A 20,850-nucleotide genomic window follows, 5' to 3' on the forward strand; every position below is an offset into this window, starting at 1 on the left:
GGTTTGCACGTCAGGGTAGTGCGCAGTTGCGCCGGGTCGACGATACGGAAAAAACGCCCGGCATTATAAGCATTTTTCGCTCATGAACGTCATGAGCCGCATGTCAGAACAGGTTTTGAACGGATCTCATTTTTTACCCTCCGTAAGTTACGGATTGCATTAGGGAAAACAAAGGTGCCCGGATTATTTCCTCAAACACGTCAGCGCTGTGTCGGCGTACAAATCGGCCAGCAGTCGATCAAGCTCGTCGAGCTGAGCCGTTCACAGGGCCGGTTCAAGCTACAGTCCTATGCCATGGAACCCCTGCCAGCCGGGCTTGTGAATGATCAGACCGGCGCAGAGGCCAAAAGTGTCGTCCCAGTGCTTCTCAGGGCGCTGGAAAAGGCCCAGGTAATCGCCAGGGACGCCATTATCGCGATGCCCGATGGTCAGGTTATCTGCAAAAGCCTGGAGGTGGAGGCAGGCTTGAGCGAAGTCGAGCTTGAGTTTCATGTGCGGTTTGAGGCTGAGCAGTACATACCTTATGCACTGGATGACATGGCACTGGATTTTGAGCTCCAGGATCACCCGTCGAACCATACCGGGCCGGCCCGCGTGCTGATGGTGGCGTGCCGCCAGGAAGCGCTGGAGTGGCATTGTTCGGTCTTGACCGGTGCGGGATTGGTCCCGCGGGTGGTTGCCGTGCAGGCTCATGCCCTGGTGCGGGGCGTTGAGGCAATGACTGCAGGCCAGGCACTGAACGGGGCCGTGGCAGTGGTCGATTTTGCACCCCATACAATCCTGCTGAGCATCGTGCAGCAGGGTCAGGTCATTTACGTCCGGGAGCTGCTTTGCGGGCAGGCCACTGCAGGGGCGCAAGCATTCAAAACCACGATTGTCGAAGAGCTGGAGCGAGAGCTTGGGCTGTTTGCCGACTCCGGAGTTGATGGGCGGATCGGCCTGATCGTATTGGCCGGTGAGGCTGCCATGGATCCGCTGCTGGCTCAGCGGGTTGAATCCCGTCTTGGCACACCGACACGCATCGCCAACCCGTTTGCGCTGATGGACCTCGATCCCTCACTCACCCCTGAAGCCTTGCTTTGCGATGCCCCTGTGTTGTTGACTGCCTGCGGTCTGGCCTTGAGGGGGTTTGATTAATGGCGAGAATCAATTTGTTGCCCTGGCGCGCGTTGTTGCGTGAAAAGCGGCGCAAACGTTTTTTGATGGTGCTGGTGGCCCTGTCTTTGCTGGCGGTGGCCGGCCTGTTTGCTGCTGACCACTTTATCGACACCTTGGTAGAGGAGCAGATGGAGCGCAATGACCTGATCCGCAGTACCACGTTCCAGCTGGATGGGCGTGCGGAGCAGATCGACCAGTTGAAAGTGCGCCGGGAGCAATTGCTTGAACGCATGCAAACCATAGGCATGTTGCAGAGCAGCCGCTCGAGCAGCGGGATCATTTTGGAACAATTGGCGCGCAGCTTGCCGGAAGGTGTGCATTTCACCGACGTGAAAATGACCGAGGGCACCATTGTCATCACGGGGATTGCCCAGTCCAACAACCTTGTCGCCCAGCTGATGCGAAATCTCGATGCTTCGCACTGGCTGGATACGCCGCAACTCAATGACGTCAAGGCAGACCCTGCCCAGGCTGGCGGGCAGGAGCGCCTGTTTCAGATGACGGTGCGTGAGGCCCGACATACCCCTTCCGGGGGGGCATTGTGATACCTGCGCACTGGCTCGTTAGCCTGCGCAATTTCGACCTGCGCGAACTGGCCCCGGGTAACATGGGCGCCTGGTCGCCAGCCCGCAAAACAACCGTGGCTCTGGTGTGGCTGGGCCTGGTGCTGGTGTCGGGTCATGCGCTGCTGCTTCAACTGCCTTCTTCCCGGCTGCAACAGTTGCACGAGACTCAAACCACGCTGAAGGCGGAGTTTGAATCCAGGGTCGCACAGGTTGCCAATCTGGATGCTTATGTGATGCAAGTTCACAGGCTGGAAGCCGGGTTCAGTGCGTTGCTCAAACAACTCCCCGCTCAGGCACAAGTGCCCGAATTGCTGGATGAGATTTCGCGGTTGGGTCTGAGCAATGGTCTGCTGGTCGAGCACATTCAGTGGCTCCCTGAAGTCCTGCAAACGTTCTATGCCGAACTGCCACTACAGATGACCCTCGTCGGGGGCTATCACGAACTTGGCCTCTTCGTCAGCGCCATGGCCAGCCTGCCGCGCATTGTCACCTTGCATGACCTCAGCCTTGCGCCGAGCAACGGTACCGGTGATGGTCAACTGCGCATGACGCTGCTGGCAAAGGCCTACCGAACCACGATCAAGGACTGATCCCATGGGTGTTTGTTTGCGAGTGTTTGGCGCCGGATTGCTGGCAAGCCTGGCAGGGTGTGACAGCCCGCAGACTACCGCAGACCTGCACAGTTATTTACAGGCTACGCAGGGGCATGCGAGCAACGCCATTGAGCCGCTTCCCGTGATCAGTGTCGGGCCTGTGTTTGCCTATGGATCGATGGGTTTGCGCAATCCTTTTCAGGCTATAGGGGGGGGAGGGGACGGCAGTTGGCAGGTCAGCCTTGCCGGCGATGAACTTGACGCGGACCGGCCCCGGCAGTTTCTGGAAGGCTTTGATCTGGAGCAGTTCGAGATGGTTGGCATGCTGTCCAGTGAATCGCAGGCAAATGCCTTGCTGCGGGCCAATGGTGTTATTCATCGCTTGAAAGTGGGGGATTACCTGGGGCGCAACAATGGCCAGATTGCTTCGATCCAGGCGCACCAGATTGAAGTATTTGAACTGATTTCCGATGGTCGGGGCGGTTGGTTGGAAAGGTCCCTGACGATTCCTTTAAATCAACAGTCTTAACGGATAAACACCATGAAAAGGATTTCACCGGTCTGCGTACTGGCGCTATGGAGTGCGCTGAATTCGCAGTCAATGCTGGCGGCTGGGCAGGCCGCACCATCATCCGTCAAGCGCTCGCAGTATGTGGGCGAGCCCATGTCCCTGAGCGTGCAGAATCTTGATGTACGCACGGTACTGCAATCGCTGGCGGACTTTACCGGGTTCAACCTGATGGTCAGCGACACCGTAAAGGGCAGCATAACCCTCAGTTTGCAGGATGTGCCTTGGGATCAGGCGCTGGAGCTGGTGCTTGAGAGCAAGGGGTTGGGCAAGCGTCTTGAAGGTAATGTGTTGTTGATCGCGCCCCTGGAAGAGATCGCAGCCCGCGAGCGCCCTGAGCCTGCGCCTTTGCGTCGGGAGTTGGTGCAAGTCAATTACGCCAGGGCGGCAGATATCGTCATGCTGTTCCAGTCAGTGACCGGCGGGCAGCCCGGCATCGAGGGGCAGGGCACGATCACGGTGGATGAACGCACCAATACCATCATTGCTTATGAATCGAGTGAACGGCTGGAGGAGCTGCGGCGCATCGTGGCTCAACTGGACGTGCCAGTGCGTCAGGTGATGATCGAAGCCTGGATTGTCGAGGCAGGCGTGGACTTCGAAAAAAGCCTGGGTGTGCGTTGGGGGGGAGCGCTAAACAATGGTGGCCTCTGGAAAGCCGGTGGTATTACCCAGCCTGCGGCGTCCGGGGCTGCCCCGGGCAACGTTAGTGCGCCCTTTGTTGATTTGGGTGTTTCGCGAAATACCTCGGGCTTGGGCATCGCCTTCATCACCAACAATGTGTTGCTGGACCTGGAACTGACGGCCATGGAAAAAACCGGTAATGGGGAAATTATCTCGCAACCCAAAGTGGTTACTGCGGATAAGGAAACCGCCAAAATTCTTAAAGGCACCCAAATTCCTTACCAGCAGGCCAGCAAAACCGGGGCTACATCGGTTTCGTTCAAGGAAGCCTCATTGTCACTGGAGGTGACGCCGCAAATCACTCCGGACAACAGCGTCATCATGGCCGTCGTAGTGACCAAGGATGAGCCCGATTACATGAGCAGGCTGCAGGATGTACCGCCCATCAAGAAGAACGAGGTCAGGGCCAAGGTGCTGGTCAAGGACGGTGAAACCATCGTGATTGGGGGAGTGTTCTCAAAAACTCAAAGCAAAGTGGTAGATAAAGTGCCATTTTTAGGCGATCTGCCGTATGTTGGCCGACTTTTCCGTAGAGACGTTGTCCTGGAAAAAAAATCCGAACTGCTGGTGTTCCTGACTCCGCGTATCATGAACAACCAGGCGATTGCTGTGAGTCATTGATTCTGTGCGAAATTTGATTCTTGTTGGGCCAATGGGGGCTGGAAAAAGCACCATCGGACGTTTGCTGGCCAAAGAGCTGCACCTGCCGTTCAAAGATTCCGATAAGGAAATTGAAGTGCGCACGGGTGCCAATATCCCGTGGATCTTCGATAAAGAAGGCGAGCCGGGCTTTCGCGATCGTGAAACAGCCATGATTGTCGAGCTGTGCCATGAAAATGGCATTGTGCTGGCCACCGGTGGTGGCGCGGTCATGCGCCCGGAAAACCGGCAAGCGCTGCGCAATGGTGGGCGCGTGGTGTATTTGCACGCCTCCATCGAGCAGCAGGTGGCGCGCACCTCCCGTGATCGCAACCGGCCCTTGCTGCGCAATGCCAACCCGGAAAAAATCCTGCGCGACCTGCTGGCTGTGCGCGACCCGCTTTATCGTGAAATTGCTGACCTGGTGGTTGAAACCGATGAGCGGCCGCCGCGCATGGTGGTGCTCGATATCCTCGAGCGCCTGGCCCAGCTTCCTCCCCGGTAGTCGCTGCACAGACCATTAAAGTGCGATACGAAATGCGCTATTCTCGGCGCCGAGCATGCCTTTTTACGGCATGCCATCACTTGATAATTGCGAAGCAGGGCGCTGGCGCCGTGCTTCAACGCGGGGTTTCATGCAGACAGTGAAGGTTGATCTAGGCGAGCGTAGCTACCCGATTCATATTGGCGAAGGTTTGTTGGATCAGCCGCAGTTGCTGGCTCCGCATATCGCCGGGCGCCAGGTGGCGATTGTGACCAATACAACGGTCGCGCCACTCTATCTTGAGCGCTTGACGCGTAGCCTCGCGCAGTTCTCGGTGTTGCCGATCATCCTGCCCGATGGCGAGTCGTTCAAGAATTGGGAAACCCTGCAGCTGATTTTCGATGGCCTGCTCACAGCACGTCATGATCGACGCACCACGGTGATAGCGTTGGGTGGCGGTGTTGTCGGTGACATGGCCGGTTTTGCTGCTGCTTGTTACCAGCGCGGAGTCGATTTTATCCAGGTGCCGACCACTTTGTTGTCCCAGGTCGATTCGTCCGTGGGCGGCAAAACCGGGATCAACCACCCCTTGGGCAAGAACATGATCGGTGCCTTCTATCAGCCCAACCTTGTGCTGATCGACACCCAGACCCTCAACACCCTGCCTGCCCGCGAATTGTCCGCAGGGCTGGCTGAAGTCATCAAATATGGCCTGATATGCGATGAGCCGTTCCTGACCTGGCTTGAAGACAACATGGATGCGCTGCGATCCCTGGACCAGGCGGCCCTGACTGCCGCGATCCAGCGTTCGTGCGCGGCCAAGGCTGAAGTGGTCGGCGCCGATGAGCGCGAAGCGGGTGTGCGTGCAACGCTCAACCTGGGGCATACCTTTGGCCATGCCATCGAAACCCATATGGGCTACGGCGTGTGGCTGCATGGCGAGGCCGTCGCTGCGGGCACCGTGATGGCACTGGAAATGTCTGCCCGCCTGGGCTGGATCACCGATGCCGAGCGTGATCGAGGTATCCGGATCTTTCAGCGTGCCGGTTTGCCAGTGGTGCCGCCCGTCGAAATGACCCCGGCCGACTTTATGCAACACATGGCAGTTGATAAAAAAGTGATCGACGGTCGTATGCGTCTGGTGCTGTTGCGCCGCATGGGCGAAGCCACAGTGACTGACGATTATCCACAAGAGGTTCTACAAGCCACGCTGGGTGCGGATTACCGCGCGCTGGCTCAGCTTAAAGGTTAATAAGATCCCGATGACTAGTTTGCATGCCGACGAGGCGTTCCTCGGTCACTTCCAGCTCACCCACGACCCCTTTGCACCGCGGGTTCCGGGCTTCAAGTTTTTCCCGGCCCAGCGCAAGCCGGTTCTGGGGCAGTTGCATCACCTTGCCCGCTACAGCCAGTTGCTGCTGGTGGTCACCGGGCCTGAGGGCAGCGGCAAAACCTTGCTGCGCCAGGCGTTGGTGGCGAGTACCAACAAGCAGTCGGTGCAAAGTGTCGTGGTCTCGGCGCGTGGGGCCGGCAATGCCGCCGGTATCCTGCAGCAAGTGGCGCAAACCCTGAATGTGGCGCGCCCTGACGTGGGCTCCATTCTGGCGCAAGTGGTGCAACTGGCGCTTACGGGGCAAGAGGTCTACCTGCTGGTCGATGATGCCGAACAGCTCGATGAGTCTGCGCTGCAAGCCTTGCTGGCGCTGGCTGCGGGTACGCCAGAGGGGCGTCCGCACGTGTTCTTGTTCGGTGAGCCGTCGATGATTGCCGGTCTTGAGGAGCTGAGCGCTGATGAAGAACGCTTCCATGTGGTCGACCTGCAGCCCTATGACCTCGAAGAAACCCGCGAATATCTGGCCCAGCGCCTTGAAGGTGCCGGGCGCGGGATCGAACTCTTTAGCGCTCAGCAGATCTCAGATATACACGAGAGCTCTGAAGGCTGGCCCGGGATTATCAACCAGGTCGCCCGTGATGCAATGATCGAAGCCATGATTGCCAGCCGCTCAGCGGTCAAGCGTCCAAGTATGGGGTTCAAGATGCCGAAGAAACACGTATTGGCCATTGGTGCAGTAGTGGTAGTGGCTGTCGCTGCTGCCGTTTTGATTCCGGGCCGTGGCAAGGCGCCTGTTGCGCCGGATGCCGAACAGACACAGCTGGGGCAGGCCACACCCAATGGCGGGGCCAAGCCTTCGGTGGATTTCGCCGGTTCTTCGCAGCCGATGCCGTTGCCGTTGGTGGGGCAGTCTCAGCCGGTGATGCGTGGTCCGCTGGCTGAAGCGGCCGGTGGGATCTCCGAGGGCGACGATGGCGGTGTGCCTGCGGTCGACGGCGGCGTTGCTTCGCCACCGACCGTCACCACCACCGCGCCACCGGTTGGCGTGCCAGCGGGCCCTGCGCCCGTAGCCACGCCACGCCCGGCACCAGCACCGGCACCGGCACCTACCGTGGCCACGGCCAAGCCTGCGCCAGTGGCCAAGCCTGCCCCGGCCCCGGCAGCCAAACCAGTGGTCAAACCGGCCGAGAAGCCGGTTAGCCTGGCCAAGGCCGCACCAGGCGGTAGCTGGTACGCCAGCCAGCCTGCCAATAACTATGTGGTGCAGATCGTCGGCACCAGCTCTGAAGCGTCTGCGCAAAATGTCGCCAAAGAACTGGGCGGTGATGCTCGTTACTTCAAGAAAACCTTGAATGGCAAGCCGCTGTACGTCGTCACCTATGGCAACTTCCCAAGCCATGCTGCAGCAACTGCAGCAATCAAGAACTTGCCAGCGAAGACGCAGGCTGGTAAACCTTGGCCTCGCACTGTCGCCAGCGTCCAAAAAGAGCTGGCTGCAGCTCGCTGATGATCCGGCGACCTTACCCAGGTCGCCGTTCTAGTCCATCAAAACTCCTGCTTGTGCATGCGGCCTTAACAGCCGTGTGCCTTGTGGTGTCTGCGCCGTGTAGCAGTCAACATCAAAAATGTTTTGACTAGCACGAGCAATCGCTTTAAACCTTTCATAAATGCGACATAAATTTACGGTATAACGCCGCTTAATTTGTGGGTCTTTGTGACGGTGTGTAGAATGACCACCCTTTTGCCCCTGCCAAGCTGGCGTACGTTCAGCGCGGGAAGCAAGTGGTTGAATTAAAAGAAATTTGCCCCTTTTTGGGGCAGCCTGGTGAGAAAGTGTCTATGAAAGCAGGTCTGTACCACCCCGATGAATTCAAGGATAACTGTGGTTTCGGCCTGATTGCCCATATGCAGGGCGAACCCAGTCATACCCTTCTGCAAACCGCCATTGAAGCCCTGACCTGCATGACCCACCGCGGTGGGATCAACGCAGACGGCAAGACCGGTGACGGTTGTGGCCTGCTGATTCAAAAGCCTGACCTGTTCCTGCGTGCAACCGCCAAGGAGCAGTTCGGTACCGATTTGCCCAAGCAATACGCGGTCGGCATGGTGTTTTTCAACCAGGATCCGATCAAGGCCGAGGCGGCCCGCGACAACATGAATCGCGAGATCCTTGCCGCTGGTCTGCAGCTGGTGGGCTGGCGCAAAGTGCCCATCGATACCAGCGTTCTGGGTCGTCTGGCGCTGGAGCGTCTGCCGCAGATCGAGCAAGTGTTTATTGGTGGGGACGGCCTGAGCGATCAGGACATGGCCATCAAACTGTTCAGTGCCCGTCGCCGTTCCTCGGTGTCCAACGCGGCAGACAGCGATCACTACATCTGCAGTTTTTCCCACAAGACCATCATTTATAAAGGCCTGATGATGCCGGCGGACCTCACCGCCTTCTATCCGGACCTGAGCGATGAGCGCCTGCAAACCGCAATCTGCGTGTTCCATCAGCGCTTCTCCACCAATACCCTGCCGAAATGGCCGCTGGCTCAGCCATTCCGCTTTCTCGCCCACAACGGCGAAATCAACACCATCACCGGTAACCGCAACTGGGCCCAGGCCCGTCGCACCAAGTTTGCCAACGATCTGATCGGTGACCTCGACGAACTCGGCCCGCTGGTCAACCGCGTGGGTTCGGACTCCTCCAGCATGGACAATATGCTGGAGCTGATGGTCACCGGCGGCATCGACCTGTTCCGTGGCGTACGCATGCTGATTCCACCGGCGTGGCAGAACGTTGAAACCATGGACCCCGACCTGCGGGCGTTCTATGAGTACAACTCCATGCACATGGAACCGTGGGACGGCCCCGCCGGCGTGGTAATGACCGACGGTCGCTACGCGGTCTGCCTGCTCGATCGTAACGGCCTGCGCCCTGCGCGCTGGGTGACCACCACCAACGGCTATATCACCATTGCCTCGGAAATCGGCGTATGGGACTACAAGCCTGAGGACGTGATCGCCAAAGGCCGTGTCGGCCCTGGCCAGATCCTGGCCGTGGACACCGAAACCGGTCAGGTGCTGGACACTGACTCGATCGACAACCGCCTCAAGTCGCGCCACCCGTACAAGCAATGGCTGCGCAAGAATGCCCTGCGCATTCAGGCGACCATGGAAGACAACGACCACGGTTCGGCGTTTTACGACGTCGATCAGCTCAAGCAATACATGAAGATGTATCAGGTCACGTTCGAAGAGCGCGACCAGGTGCTGCGTCCGTTGGGCGAGCAAGGCTACGAAGCCGTAGGTTCGATGGGGGACGACACGCCAATGGCCGTGCTGTCCCAGCGTGTGCGAACACCTTACGATTACTTCCGCCAGCAGTTTGCGCAGGTCACCAACCCGCCGATCGACCCGCTGCGTGAAGCCATCGTCATGTCGCTGGAAATCTGCCTCGGTGCCGAGCGCAACATCTTCCAGGAATCCCCTGAGCACGCTTCCCGTGTGATTCTCAGTTCGCCCGTGATCTCGCCTGCAAAATGGCGCTCGCTGATGAACCTCGACCTGCCGGGCTTTGAGCGTCAGATCATTGACCTTAACTACGACGAAAGCGTCGGTCTTGAAGCGGCTGTGCGCAATATCGCCGATCAGGCCGAAGAAGCAGCGCGCGCCGGTCGCACCCAGATCGTTCTGAGCGACCGTCATATCGCACCGGGCAAGTTGCCGGTTCACGCCTCTTTGGCTGTGGGCGCCGTGCATCACCGCCTGACCGAAAAAGGCCTGCGTTGCGACAGCAACATTCTGGTTGAAACCGCTACTGCCCGTGACCCGCATCACTTTGCGGTGCTGATCGGCTTCGGTGCCTCGGCGGTCTATCCGTTCCTGGCCTACGAAGTGCTGGGCGACCTGATCCGCACCGGTGAAGTACTGGGCGACCTCTATGAGGTGTTCAAGAACTACCGCAAAGGCATCACCAAAGGTCTGCTCAAGATCCTCTCGAAAATGGGCATATCGACCATCGCTTCGTACCGTGGTGCGCAGCTGTTCGAAGCCATCGGCCTGTCCGAAGAAATTTGCGAACTGAGCTTCCGTGGCGTGCCAAGCCGCATCAAGGGCGCACGTTTCGTCGACCTTGAAGCCGAGCAAAAGCTGCTGGCAGCCGAGGCCTGGAGTGCGCGCAAGCCCATCCAGCAAGGCGGCCTGCTCAAGTACGTGCATGGTGGTGAATACCATGCCTACAACCCTGACGTGGTGGCCACTCTGCAAGCCGCCGTGCAGCAGGGCGACTACAGCAAATTCAAGGAATACACCGCACTGGTCGACCAGCGTCCAGTGTCTATGATCCGCGATCTGTTCAAGGTCAAGACCCTCGATACCCCGCTGTCGATCGACGATATCGAACCGCTGGACTCGATCCTCAAGCGTTTCGACTCGGCCGGTATTTCCCTGGGCGCCTTGTCGCCAGAGGCTCACGAAGCCCTGGCTGAAGCCATGAACCGCTTGGGCGCACGCTCCAACTCCGGTGAAGGTGGCGAAGACCCGGCGCGTTACGGCACCATCAAGAGTTCGAAGATCAAGCAAGTGGCCACTGGTCGTTTCGGTGTGACACCGGAATACCTGGTCAATGCTGAAGTGCTGCAAATCAAGGTTGCTCAAGGCGCCAAGCCGGGCGAGGGCGGGCAACTGCCGGGCGGCAAGGTCAACGGCCTGATCGCCAAACTGCGCTACGCCGTACCGGGTGTGACCCTGATTTCGCCACCGCCGCACCACGACATCTACTCCATTGAGGACTTGTCGCAGCTGATCTTTGACTTGAAACAAGTCAACCCGAAAGCACTGGTGTCGGTGAAACTGGTAGCTGAAGCGGGCGTAGGTACCATCGCCGCTGGCGTGGCCAAGGCCTATGCCGACTTGATTACCATCTCCGGTTATGACGGTGGCACCGGCGCTTCACCGCTGACCTCCATCAAGTACGCGGGCGCACCGTGGGAGCTCGGTTTGGCCGAAACCCACCAGACCCTGCGCGGCAATGACCTGCGCGGCAAAGTGCGGGTACAAACCGATGGTGGCCTGAAAACCGGTCTCGACGTGATCAAGGCAGCAATTCTGGGCGCTGAAAGCTTCGGCTTCGGCACCGCACCGATGATCGCCCTGGGCTGTAAATACCTGCGTATTTGCCACCTCAACAACTGCGCGACCGGCGTTGCGACGCAAAACGAATCGCTGCGTAAAAACCATTACATCGGCACCGTCGATATGGTGGTCAACTTCTTCACCTATGTGGCCGAAGAAACCCGCGAGTGGCTGGCCAAGCTGGGTGTGCGCACCCTGGAAGAGCTGATCGGGCGTACCGACCTGCTGGAAATTCTCCAGGGCGAGACTGCCAAACAGCACAACCTGGATCTCACGCCACTGCTGGGCAGTGACCATATCCCGGCCGACAAGCCGCAATTCTGCCAGGTAGACCGCAACCCTCCGTTCGACAAGGGCCTGCTGGCCGAGCAGATGCTCGACATGGCGCGTTCGGCGATCAACGACATGAGCGGCGCCGAGTTCGACCTCGACATCTGCAACTGCGATCGCTCCATCGGTGCGCGTATCTCGGGTGAAATCGCCCGTACCCACGGCAACCAGGGCATGGCCAAGGCACCGATCACCTTCCGCTTCAAAGGCACTGCCGGTCAGAGCTTTGGTGTGTGGAACGCCGGTGGCTTGCACATGTACCTGCAAGGCGATGCCAACGACTACGTAGGTAAAGGCATGACCGGCGGCAAGCTGGTGATAGTCCCGCCTGCAGGCAGCGTCTACAAAACTCAGGACAGCGCGATTGTCGGCAATACCTGCCTGTACGGCGCCACCGGCGGCAAGCTGTTTGCAGCGGGCACTGCGGGCGAGCGTTTCGCGGTGCGCAACTCCGGTGCCCACACCGTGGTGGAAGGCACAGGCGATCACTGCTGCGAATACATGACTGGCGGTTTTGTCTGTGTGCTGGGTAAAACCGGTTACAACTTCGGCTCGGGCATGACCGGCGGTTTCGCCTACGTGCTGGATCAGGACAACACCTTCGTCGACAAGGTTAACCACGAGCTGGTGGAAATCCAGCGGATCAGTGGCGAAGCGATGGAGGCCTACCGTAATCACCTGCAACACGTGCTGGACGAATACGTTGAGGAAACCAACAGCGAGTGGGGTCGCAACCTCTCGGAAAACCTCGATGATTACCTGCGTCGTTTCTGGATGGTCAAGCCCAAGGCTGCCAGCTTGAAGTCGTTGCTTTCCAGCATCCGTGCCAATCCGCAGTGATATGCGCCTGAAGAGTTTGATGAGGTTTTAACAATGGCTGAACGTCTGAGTAACGACTTCCAGTTCATCGATGTCGGGCGCAAAGATCCGAAGAAGAAACTGTTACGTCAACGCAAGAAAGAGTTCGTGGAAATCTACGAGCCTTTTAAACCCCAGCAGTCGGCCGAACAGGCCCACCGCTGCCTGGGTTGCGGCAACCCGTACTGTGAATGGAAATGCCCTGTGCATAACTTCATTCCCAACTGGCTCAAGCTGGTGGCCGAGGGCAATATCCTCGCCGCCGCCGAGTTGTCGCACCAGACCAACACCCTGCCCGAAGTGTGCGGGCGGGTGTGCCCGCAAGACCGTCTGTGCGAGGGCGCCTGCACCCTCAACGACGGTTTTGGCGCGGTGACCATTGGTTCGGTGGAGAAATACATCACCGATACGGCATTCGCCATGGGCTGGCGCCCGGACATGTCCAAGGTCGTGCCCACCGGCAAGCGTGTCGCCATTATCGGTGCCGGGCCTGCAGGCCTGGGCTGTGCCGACGTGCTGGTGCGTGGCGGAGTGACCCCGGTGGTGTTCGACAAGAACCCGGAAATCGGTGGTCTGCTGACCTTCGGCATCCCCGAGTTCAAGCTGGAAAAAACCGTACTGAGCCATCGCCGCGAAGTGTTTACCGGTATGGGTATCGAGTTCCGCCTCAATACCGAAATCGGCAAGGACATCAGCATGGAGCAGTTGCTGGCCGAGTACGACGCCGTGTTTATGGGCATGGGCACTTACACCTATATGAAAGGTGGTTTTGCCGGTGAAGACCTGCCGGGCGTGCACGATGCGCTGGACTTCCTGATTGCCAACGTCAACCGCAACCTGGGCTTTGAAAAGTCGCCGGAAGATTTCGTCGACATGAAAGGCAAAAAGATTGTGGTGCTCGGTGGCGGCGATACGGCCATGGACTGCAACCGGACTTCGATTCGCCAGGGCGCCAAATCAGTAACCTGTGCCTATCGTCGTGACGAAGCCAACATGCCGGGCTCGCGCAAAGAGGTGAAGAACGCCAAGGAAGAAGGCGTTAAGTTCCTCTACAACCGTCAGCCGATCGCCATTGTCGGTGAAGGCAAAGTGGAAGGCGTGAAGGTGGTCGAGACCCGTCTCGGCGAGCCGGATGCCCGTGGCCGTCGTAGCCCGGAGCCGATCCCGGGTTCTGAAGAGATCATTCCGGCAGACGCCGTGATTATCGCCTTTGGTTTCCGTCCGAGCCCGGCCTCGTGGTTCGAGCAGTTCGAGATCCAGACCGACAGCCAGGGCCGCGTGATTGCGCCAGAGCAGTCGCAGTTCAAGCATCAGACCAGCCATCCGAAGATTTTTGCCGGTGGTGACATGGTGCGTGGTTCCGACCTGGTAGTGACCGCGATCTTCGAAGGCCGTACTGCGGCTGAAGGGATCATGGATTACCTGGGCGTGTAACCCGATTCCCTGTGGGGGCGGGCTTGCCCGCGATGGGATCAACTCGGTCTGCTGATCAATCGAGTTGTCTGTATCGCGAGCAAGCCGGCTCCCACAGTTGTTTCGCGGTGTTGCCAAATAGCACGTTCCACCGCGGCAAATCGACCCGATAGATAAAAGGCACGGCACTTGCCGTGCCTTTTGCGTCCGTCTCTGAGAAAATGCCCCCACTTTTTTTCCGGATGCTGACATGACTGTTCTCAAGAATGACCGTTTCCTTCGCGCTTTGCTCAAGCAACCTGTAGACGTAACGCCTGTCTGGATGATGCGTCAGGCCGGTCGCTACCTGCCGGAGTACCGCGCCAGCCGCGCCAAGGCCGGCGATTTCATGAGCCTGTGCAAGAACGCCGAATTCGCCTGTGAAGTCACCATGCAGCCTCTGGACCGCTTCCCGCAGCTGGATGCGGCCATCCTGTTTTCTGACATCCTGACCATCCCCGATGCCATGGGCCAAGGCCTGTACTTTGAAACGGGTGAAGGCCCGCGCTTCAAAAAGGTTGTCAGCACCCTGGCCGACATCGAAGCGCTGCCCATCCCGGATCCGCAAAAAGACCTCGGCTACGTGATGAACGCCGTCAGCACCATTCGCAAAGAGCTCAATGGCCGTGTGCCATTGATTGGCTTCTCCGGCAGCCCGTGGACGCTGGCCACTTATATGGTTGAAGGCGGCTCCTCCAAGGACTTCCGTAAAACCAAGGCCATGCTCTACGACACCCCGCAAGCCATGCACTTGCTGCTCGACAAGCTGGCGCAGTCGGTCACGTCTTACCTCAACGGCCAGATCCTGGCGGGCGCGCAGGCGGTGCAGATCTTCGACACCTGGGGCGGTAACCTGTCGGCTGCGGCCTATCAGGAGTTCTCCCTGGCCTATATGCGCAAAATCGTCAGCGGCCTGATCCGCGAACACGAAGGTCGCAAGGTGCCGGTCATTCTGTTCACCAAAAACGGTGGCCTGTGGCTGGAAAGCATCGCCGATGCTGGTGCCGATGCACTGGGCCTGGACTGGACCTGTGACCTGGGCGAAGCCCGCCGTCGTGTCGGCAACAAGGTTGCCCTGCAAGGCAACATGGACCCGACCGTGCTGTACGCCAACCCGGAGGCCATCCGCACCGAAGTCAAGCGCATCCTGGCCAGCTACGGCAACGGCTCGGGCCATGTGTTCAACCTGGGCCATGGTATTACCCCGGAAGTAAAACCCGAGCACGCCGGTGCGTTTATCAGTGCGGTGCATGAGTTCTCCGGTCAATATCACCAGTAAGCTCCAGCAGATTAAAAAATGCCCCGACATGTCGGGGCATTTTCATTTATTGCGTAGTCATTACTATGACTGCCGACACTAAATGTAGGGGAGTTAGAGACAAAACCTACAGATTCAAGAGGGCTGGCCTTACATTAATAATTGTTCATGCCAGTGAAAATCAGCCTTCGCCATTGTATAAATAAGTTTGGTGTTATAAAAGGCTGCTTATTGTTATCGGGCTTGCATTCTGCGCACAACGTTCTGTTATTCAGGGCAAGGTTGTCTTTGGGTTTTTTAATAATAAATGTACCAGGGTGAGTTCTTGGTTGTTGCACTTTCAAGCGCTCGCAGTTTGAGGGTGTATTAGTGATAACCGCCCTACATTCGGACTGCTGCTTGCAATACGCTCCGTAGACCACTCATTGTGATCCGGGTGTGGCTCTTGCTGGAAAGTTACCTTGGTCTAGAAACAAGTCGCAATGATAGCTCCTGACTGTTTAAGTAAGGGGGCGCCGGGTTTTGGAGTGAAGTTGTTCGGTACTGTTTAGCTTAAGCCTGTTTTTTAGAGGGAGATTTGCGTGTTGATGTGTGTGCAGGTTGATAGTTATCCACTTGCCATCTGACGCAGCGGTGTTTTTTATCAGGGTAGAGCAATTCAGTCATGAGACAGTCATGAACAGTTCGATTCAAGTACTCAAACACTGCTTTTCATCTGTATGGGCGTCGCTGGCATTGATCTTGGTCTATGGCAGTTATTTGGTGTGGCAAGAACAAGGGTATCGCCACTCTATCCATATGCAATCGGAACTCGCACCCTTGAATGTTTCAGATCCTCCGGCTCCCGGGCTTTTCAAGCCTGAAGCGATCGCCACGTTATTCGGGCTTGTCACTCAAGACCGTCGGGTACCGAGTGCTGAGCCATTGCAGTTGCGTGCGAGCTTTGTTGCGAGCCAGGGCTCCTCTCAAGCCTTGTTGGCCGATGCACAGTCGGCACGTTTCTACTCGGAAGGTGAGCCTTTGCCGGGTGGCAGTGTCCTGCGCCGTATCGAGATGGACCATGTGGTGCTATGGCGCAATGGGCGTGAAGAGTACCTGACCCTTAAACCGCCAAACCAGTATGTATTGCCCTTATCCACTGCTCCAGCTACGACCTCGCAGGAGACCACTTTTTACCTGCGGCCATCGACCGGGAAACTTTAGAAAATGCCCATGACCAAGCCCGGTGCCTTCGTTTTCGGCCCTCTTTTTACCTGTTGTGTGCTGTGCGCAGGGTTGCTGTTGCAATCTCCGGCGTGGGCCCAGAAGCAGTACTGGAAACTGGCGATGAAAGAGGCCGAACTGCGCGACGTCGTGCAGGAAATATCATCGATACTCGGCGCCACCGTGGTTCTTGATCCCAGGGTTCAGGGCCGGGTCACGGTTATTTCCGAAAAAGAGCTGGACCGCGAAGGCGTACGTCGCTTGTTTTACTCTGTGCTCGATGCCCACGGCTTCTCGGTGATTGACCAAGGTGATCGTTTACTGATCATCCCTGCCGCCGAGGCAAAAGCACGGGCTGGCAGCGCTGATGCGAAAGCGGTTGAGGCAGAGGCCTTTGTCACACGGGTCATCGAACTGAATGGCAGCGTCGCGGCCGATCTGGCTGGCCTGTTGCGACCACTGGTGTCTAGCAGTGGCTACGTCGGGCCTTCTGCTTCGGCCAACGCGCTGATCATTACCGACACTGCAGCCAATACGCAGCGCCTTGTCGAAATGGTTCGCCAGCTGGATTCAGGTGCGCGTTCCGGCCATTCGGTGGTTGTGCTCAAACATGGTCTGGCCAGCGACATTGCCAGGATCATGGAGCAAGCGCTGGACAAAAAGGATGCGGGTTCGAACAGTCGAGTGATCGCCGACACATCGACCAATCGAGTGGTAATCATTGGCAACGAAACAGCTCGCAAGCGCTTGAGTGCACTGGCCCGCTCTCTCGATGCTCCGGGCAGCATCAAGCAGGAAAACTCACGGGTGCTGCGTCTTCGCTATGGCGATGCCAAGCAATTGGCCGCAGTACTGGAATCAGTAAGCCCGGGTTTGAAAAAGGACATGGCCCTGGAGAGCAGTACCCAGAAAGCATCAACCCGCGAAGTGATGGTAGCGGCAGATGAAAGCCAGAACGCACTGGTGATCATGGCTGAGCCTGCGCAGGTTCGTACCCTGGAAAATATCGTGCGCGAACTGGATCAGCCGCGCTCACAAGTGTTGATCCATGCCGCTATTGTTGAAGTTTCCGGGGATATTGCGAAAACCCTCGGCGTGCAATGGGGTGTCAACGCAGGCAGAGGCAGAGGCGGTATTACCTTCCCGGGCACCGGAATTCAAATTGGTGCGTTGTCCCAAAGTAATATCAAACTCCCAGAAGGTGCCGTGCTGCAGGTTGGCAACGACCGTTTCAACGTCCTGGTTTCAGCGTTGGCCAGCGATACCAACAACAATGTGTTGTCCACGCCGAGCCTTCTGACCCTGGACAATCAGGAAGCCGAGATCCTGGTGGGCCAAAACGTGCCGCTCAAAACTGGCTCCTATACAGGCTCTGGTGAAAACGCCAAGAACCCCTTTACCACGGTGACGCGTCAGGACATCGGCATCAGCCTAAAGGTCAAGCCGCATATCAATGAAGGCAGCTTGATGCGTCTGGAAGTTGCACAGGAAAACTCCGAGATAGCCCCTTCACTGCAGGGTGTCGAGTCAACCGATCTGATTACCAATAAACGCGCCTTGAAAAGCACCATCCTGGCCGAAGACGGGGAAATCATCGTGATTGGCGGGCTGATCAAGGACAGCGTTCGAACCCAGGTCAGTGGCGTTCCTTTACTTAAAGACATTCCGTACCTGGGCGCCCTGTTTCGCTGGAACAAAGACACCCGTACCAAAACCAACCTGATGGTTTTTTTGCGTCCGACCATTGTGCGCAGCAAGAATGATCTGCGTGAAATCAGCGAAAGCCGTTACAACGCTTTGCGCAAGCTCGATGAGAGCGGTCCCAAGGGCAAAAGCTCGCGGTTGTTGCCCGACAATGCACATCAAATGTTCGATACCCCTACGCAAGATAACCGTCGCCCACCTGAAGCAGGTCGACCATGACATCGCCAGGTGAGCGTTTGCCTTTCGGCTTTGCCCGGCGTTTCGGGGTGCTGCTGGACACCTCATCCACGCCTGCCACCCTGTTGCTTCGTGCCGACACACCATTGACCGCGTTGGCCGAAGCACAGCGCTGGGCAACGGCTGAATTAAAGGTCAGCACACTCACCGATGCACAATTCAGCGAGCGGCTGGCCAGCACCTATAGCGCTGGCCAAAGCGCGGCCGAGCAAGTAGCCCAAGGGCTGGACGACGAACTCGACCTGATGAGCCTGGCCGAGCAAGTACCGCAAACCGCAGATCTGCTGGAGCAGGAGGGCGATGCCCCGATCATTCGCCTGATCAATGCCCTGCTGCGAGAAGCCATGCGTGAGAAGGCTTCGGACGTACACCTCGAAACCTTTGAGCACTACCTGTCCGTGCGCATGCGCATTGATGGCCAACTGCGTGAAGTGCTCAGGCCCAAACGCGAACTGGCCAGTCTGCTGGTATCACGGATCAAGGTGATGGCGCGCCTGGATATCGCCGAGAAACGCGTGCCCCAGGATGGCCGCATCAGTTTGCGTCTGGCCGGGCATGAAGTCGATGTGCGAGTTTCTACCCTGCCTTCTGCACACGGTGAGCGGGTAGTCATGCGTCTGCTGGATAAACAGGCCGGGCACCTGGATCTCCAGTGCCTGGGCATGCCCGCCGAGACCCTGAGTCGGTTTCAACACATTCTTGCGCGCCCCCATGGGATCTTTCTGGTCACGGGCCCGACCGGCTCGGGCAAAACCACTAGCCTGTATGCTGCGCTTAGCCATTTGAATCACCAGAGCCGTAATATTCTGACTGTCGAAGATCCGGTGGAATATCACCTTCCCGGCATCGGCCAGACCCCGGTCAACACCAAGGCTGACATGACGTTTGCCCGAGGTCTGCGGGCGATTCTGCGTCAGGACCCCGACGTGGTCATGGTCGGTGAGATCCGTGACCATGAAACCGCCGAAATCGCCGTACAAGCTTCGTTGACCGGGCATCTGGTGCTGTCGACCCTGCACACCAACAGCGCCATTGGCGCCGTCACCCGGTTGGTAGACATGGGGGTGGATGCCTATCTGTTGTCGTCTTCGCTGGTGGGCATATTGGCCCAGCGGCTGCTGCGCACGCTGTGTGTGGACTGCAAAACCCCGTACGCCGCCGACCCGGTCGCCAGGGCACGGCTTGGCCTTGACCCTGAGGCCAGGCCGACCCTGTTCCGGGCTCAGGGCTGCACACACTGCCGGCAAGGTTATCGCGGTCGCACCGGTATCTACGAACTGGTCAGTATCACCCCGGCCCTGGCCGGGATGATTCATCAGGGCGCCAGCGAGCCGGAACTGATCCGCGAAGCGCGAAAGTTATCCTGCGGGCTGTTTCAAGATGGCCAACGGCGGGTGCTTGACGGTCAGACCAGCCTCGACGAACTGCTGCGTGTCACTCAGGAGGACTGAGCATGCCTGCTTTTGAGTATCGCGCGCAGGACGCCAACGGGCGCAATTGCCGGGGGCTTCAAGAGGCTGACAGTGCCCGCCATGCTCGCCAGCTTTTACGTGAGCGGGGCCTGCGCCTGAGCCATCTGGGTGAGGCCAGAAAAAATCGGCAGAAGGACAGCCATGCGCAGTCCGGCACCCGTCTGGGGGGCACGGATCTGGCGCTGCTCACCCGTCAATTAGCCACTCTGATCCATGCCGGCCTGCCCCTCGAAGAAGCCTTGAGCGCCGTCACGGCTCAAAGTGAAAAGCGTCGGGTTAGCCATTTACTGGCGGCTGTGCGCAGCCGGGTGCTGGAAGGTCATGCCTTGGCCACCACGTTGGCGGTGTTCCCCCGCGCTTTCCCCGAACTGTTCCGGGCCACGGTCGCTGCAGGCGAGCGCAGCGGGCACCTGGGGCTCGTCCTGGAGCAATTGGCCGACTACACCGAAGCCCGTCAGGCCTCGCGCCAGAAAATCCAGCTGGCGTTGGTCTATCCCCTGATCTTGCTGGTTGCTTCGTTCTCGATTGTCGGTTTCCTGCTCGGCTACGTTGTACCCGACGTGGTCAAGATCTTCATCAACAGTGGCCAGCCATTACCTGTTTTGACACAAGCCATGATCGCCATCAGCAATGGTCTGCGCAGTCATGGCGCGTTGCTTTTTATCGTGCTGCTGGTTGCCTGCGGCGCGACCCGTTGGGCACTGCGTCAGCCGCGGCTGAAGCTGCGCTGGCATGTGCTGTTGCTCAACCTTGTGCTGGTGGGCGGGGTGCTGAGGGCAATGGAAGCAGCACGGTTCGCCAGCACCCTGGCGATACTGGGCAAAAGTGCCGTACCACTGGTGGATGCCCTGGAAATTTCGGCCACGGTCATCAGCAACCTGGCCATACGCCAACGCATGCTCGACGTTGCCCGCTCAGTCCGCGAAGGCGGCACTCTGGCTCGAGGGCTGGAGCGCAGTGGTGATATCCCGCCCATGATGCTGCATCTGATTGCCAGTGGCGAACGTGCCGGCGAGCTGGACAGCATGCTGGCGCGGGCCGCCGAGCAACAGGAAAAAAACCTCGCCGCCCGTATCGCCCTGGTAGTGAGCCTGTTTGAACCGATCATGCTGGTGCTGATGGGTGGCGTGGTGCTGCTGATCGTCATGGCCATTCTCTTGCCGATTCTTGGCCTCAATCAACTGGTGAATTGA

At 58.3% G+C, this 20,850-nt stretch carries 15 protein-coding genes; all 15 read left to right on the forward strand.

Annotation, left to right across the window (positions count from 1 at the left end; all coding sequences use genetic code 11):
• Window positions 1-174: 174 nt before the first annotated feature.
• The 15 genes from pilM to gspF all read left to right on the forward strand — a co-directional run bounded on the left by pilM (window position 175) and on the right by gspF (window position 20,850).
• Window positions 175-1,137, forward strand: coding sequence for a type IV pilus assembly protein PilM (gene pilM / locus EQV96_RS18185; protein WP_095000847.1), 963 nt, complete (start codon window positions 175-177; stop codon window positions 1,135-1,137).
• The gene (locus EQV96_RS18190; protein WP_095000848.1) at window positions 1,137-1,703 is read left to right on the forward strand and encodes a PilN domain-containing protein; all 567 of its coding nucleotides are present in this window, start codon (window positions 1,137-1,139) and stop codon (window positions 1,701-1,703) included. Before pilM ends, EQV96_RS18190 begins: the two co-directional genes overlap by 1 nt.
• Window positions 1,700-2,314: a type 4a pilus biogenesis protein PilO gene (gene pilO / locus EQV96_RS18195; protein WP_240055622.1), complete on the forward strand. Its 615-nt coding sequence runs from the start codon at window positions 1,700-1,702 to the stop codon at window positions 2,312-2,314. The genes EQV96_RS18190 and pilO overlap by 4 nt, the downstream gene beginning before the upstream one ends.
• A 37-nt stretch (window positions 2,315-2,351) precedes the next feature.
• Complete coding sequence (locus EQV96_RS18200) at window positions 2,352-2,846, forward strand: pilus assembly protein PilP (protein WP_232527659.1); 495 nt, start codon at window positions 2,352-2,354, stop codon at window positions 2,844-2,846.
• Window positions 2,847-2,858: 12 nt separating this feature from the next.
• A complete protein-coding gene (locus EQV96_RS18205; protein WP_095000850.1) occupies window positions 2,859-4,190 on the forward strand; it encodes a type IV pilus secretin PilQ family protein in 1,332 nt (443 codons plus the stop codon).
• Window positions 4,191-4,194: 4 nt separating this feature from the next.
• The gene (aroK, locus tag EQV96_RS18210) at window positions 4,195-4,713 is read left to right on the forward strand and encodes a shikimate kinase AroK (RefSeq protein ID WP_029611693.1); all 519 of its coding nucleotides are present in this window, start codon (window positions 4,195-4,197) and stop codon (window positions 4,711-4,713) included.
• A gap of 130 nt (window positions 4,714-4,843) precedes the next feature.
• Window positions 4,844-5,944, forward strand: coding sequence for a 3-dehydroquinate synthase (gene aroB, locus EQV96_RS18215; protein WP_095000851.1), 1,101 nt, complete (start codon window positions 4,844-4,846; stop codon window positions 5,942-5,944).
• 10 nt (window positions 5,945-5,954) lie between these two features.
• Entirely contained in the window at window positions 5,955-7,532 is a 1,578-nt protein-coding gene (locus EQV96_RS18220; RefSeq protein WP_095000852.1) for an AAA family ATPase, read from the forward strand.
• 332 nt (window positions 7,533-7,864) lie between these two features.
• Entirely contained in the window at window positions 7,865-12,313 is a 4,449-nt protein-coding gene (gltB, locus tag EQV96_RS18225; protein WP_095001092.1) for a glutamate synthase large subunit, read from the forward strand.
• Between the two features lie 33 nt (window positions 12,314-12,346).
• Window positions 12,347-13,765, forward strand: a complete 1,419-nt coding sequence (locus EQV96_RS18230) for an FAD-dependent oxidoreductase (protein WP_095000853.1) — start codon at window positions 12,347-12,349, stop codon at window positions 13,763-13,765.
• A gap of 229 nt (window positions 13,766-13,994) precedes the next feature.
• Complete coding sequence (hemE, locus tag EQV96_RS18235) at window positions 13,995-15,062, forward strand: uroporphyrinogen decarboxylase (RefSeq protein ID WP_095000854.1); 1,068 nt, start codon at window positions 13,995-13,997, stop codon at window positions 15,060-15,062.
• 654 nt (window positions 15,063-15,716) lie between these two features.
• Window positions 15,717-16,244 (forward strand): type II secretion system protein N, encoded by a 528-nt coding sequence (locus tag EQV96_RS18240; RefSeq protein WP_095000855.1) that lies wholly within the window; start codon window positions 15,717-15,719, stop codon window positions 16,242-16,244.
• A 9-nt stretch (window positions 16,245-16,253) separates the two neighbouring features.
• Complete coding sequence (gene gspD, locus EQV96_RS18245) at window positions 16,254-18,167, forward strand: type II secretion system secretin GspD (RefSeq protein ID WP_095020163.1); 1,914 nt, start codon at window positions 16,254-16,256, stop codon at window positions 18,165-18,167.
• Window positions 18,164-19,636: a type II secretion system ATPase GspE gene (gene gspE, locus EQV96_RS18250; protein WP_240882228.1), complete on the forward strand. Its 1,473-nt coding sequence runs from the start codon at window positions 18,164-18,166 to the stop codon at window positions 19,634-19,636. Before gspD ends, gspE begins: the two co-directional genes overlap by 4 nt.
• 2 nt (window positions 19,637-19,638) lie before the next feature.
• A complete protein-coding gene (gspF, locus tag EQV96_RS18255) occupies window positions 19,639-20,850 on the forward strand; it encodes a type II secretion system inner membrane protein GspF (RefSeq protein ID WP_095025222.1) in 1,212 nt (403 codons plus the stop codon).

Source organism: Pseudomonas sp. TMW22080 (assembly GCF_022496745.1).
Lineage (GTDB): Bacteria > Pseudomonadota > Gammaproteobacteria > Pseudomonadales > Pseudomonadaceae > Aquipseudomonas > Aquipseudomonas bubulae.

Coding starts and splice junctions, on each gene's coding strand:
- gspF (WP_095025222.1), top strand. CDS start 19,639: ATGCCTGCTTTTGAGTATCGCGCGCAGGACGCCAACGGGCGCAATTGC.
- gspD (WP_095020163.1), top strand. CDS start 16,254: ATGACCAAGCCCGGTGCCTTCGTTTTCGGCCCTCTTTTTACCTGTTGT.
- hemE (WP_095000854.1), top strand. CDS start 13,995: ATGACTGTTCTCAAGAATGACCGTTTCCTTCGCGCTTTGCTCAAGCAA.
- EQV96_RS18220 (WP_095000852.1), top strand. CDS start 5,955: ATGACTAGTTTGCATGCCGACGAGGCGTTCCTCGGTCACTTCCAGCTC.
- EQV96_RS18205 (WP_095000850.1), top strand. CDS start 2,859: ATGAAAAGGATTTCACCGGTCTGCGTACTGGCGCTATGGAGTGCGCTG.
- aroB (WP_095000851.1), top strand. CDS start 4,844: ATGCAGACAGTGAAGGTTGATCTAGGCGAGCGTAGCTACCCGATTCAT.
- EQV96_RS18240 (WP_095000855.1), top strand. CDS start 15,717: ATGAACAGTTCGATTCAAGTACTCAAACACTGCTTTTCATCTGTATGG.
- EQV96_RS18190 (WP_095000848.1), top strand. CDS start 1,137: ATGGCGAGAATCAATTTGTTGCCCTGGCGCGCGTTGTTGCGTGAAAAG.
- gltB (WP_095001092.1), top strand. CDS start 7,865: ATGAAAGCAGGTCTGTACCACCCCGATGAATTCAAGGATAACTGTGGT.
- gspE (WP_240882228.1), top strand. CDS start 18,164: ATGACATCGCCAGGTGAGCGTTTGCCTTTCGGCTTTGCCCGGCGTTTC.
- EQV96_RS18230 (WP_095000853.1), top strand. CDS start 12,347: ATGGCTGAACGTCTGAGTAACGACTTCCAGTTCATCGATGTCGGGCGC.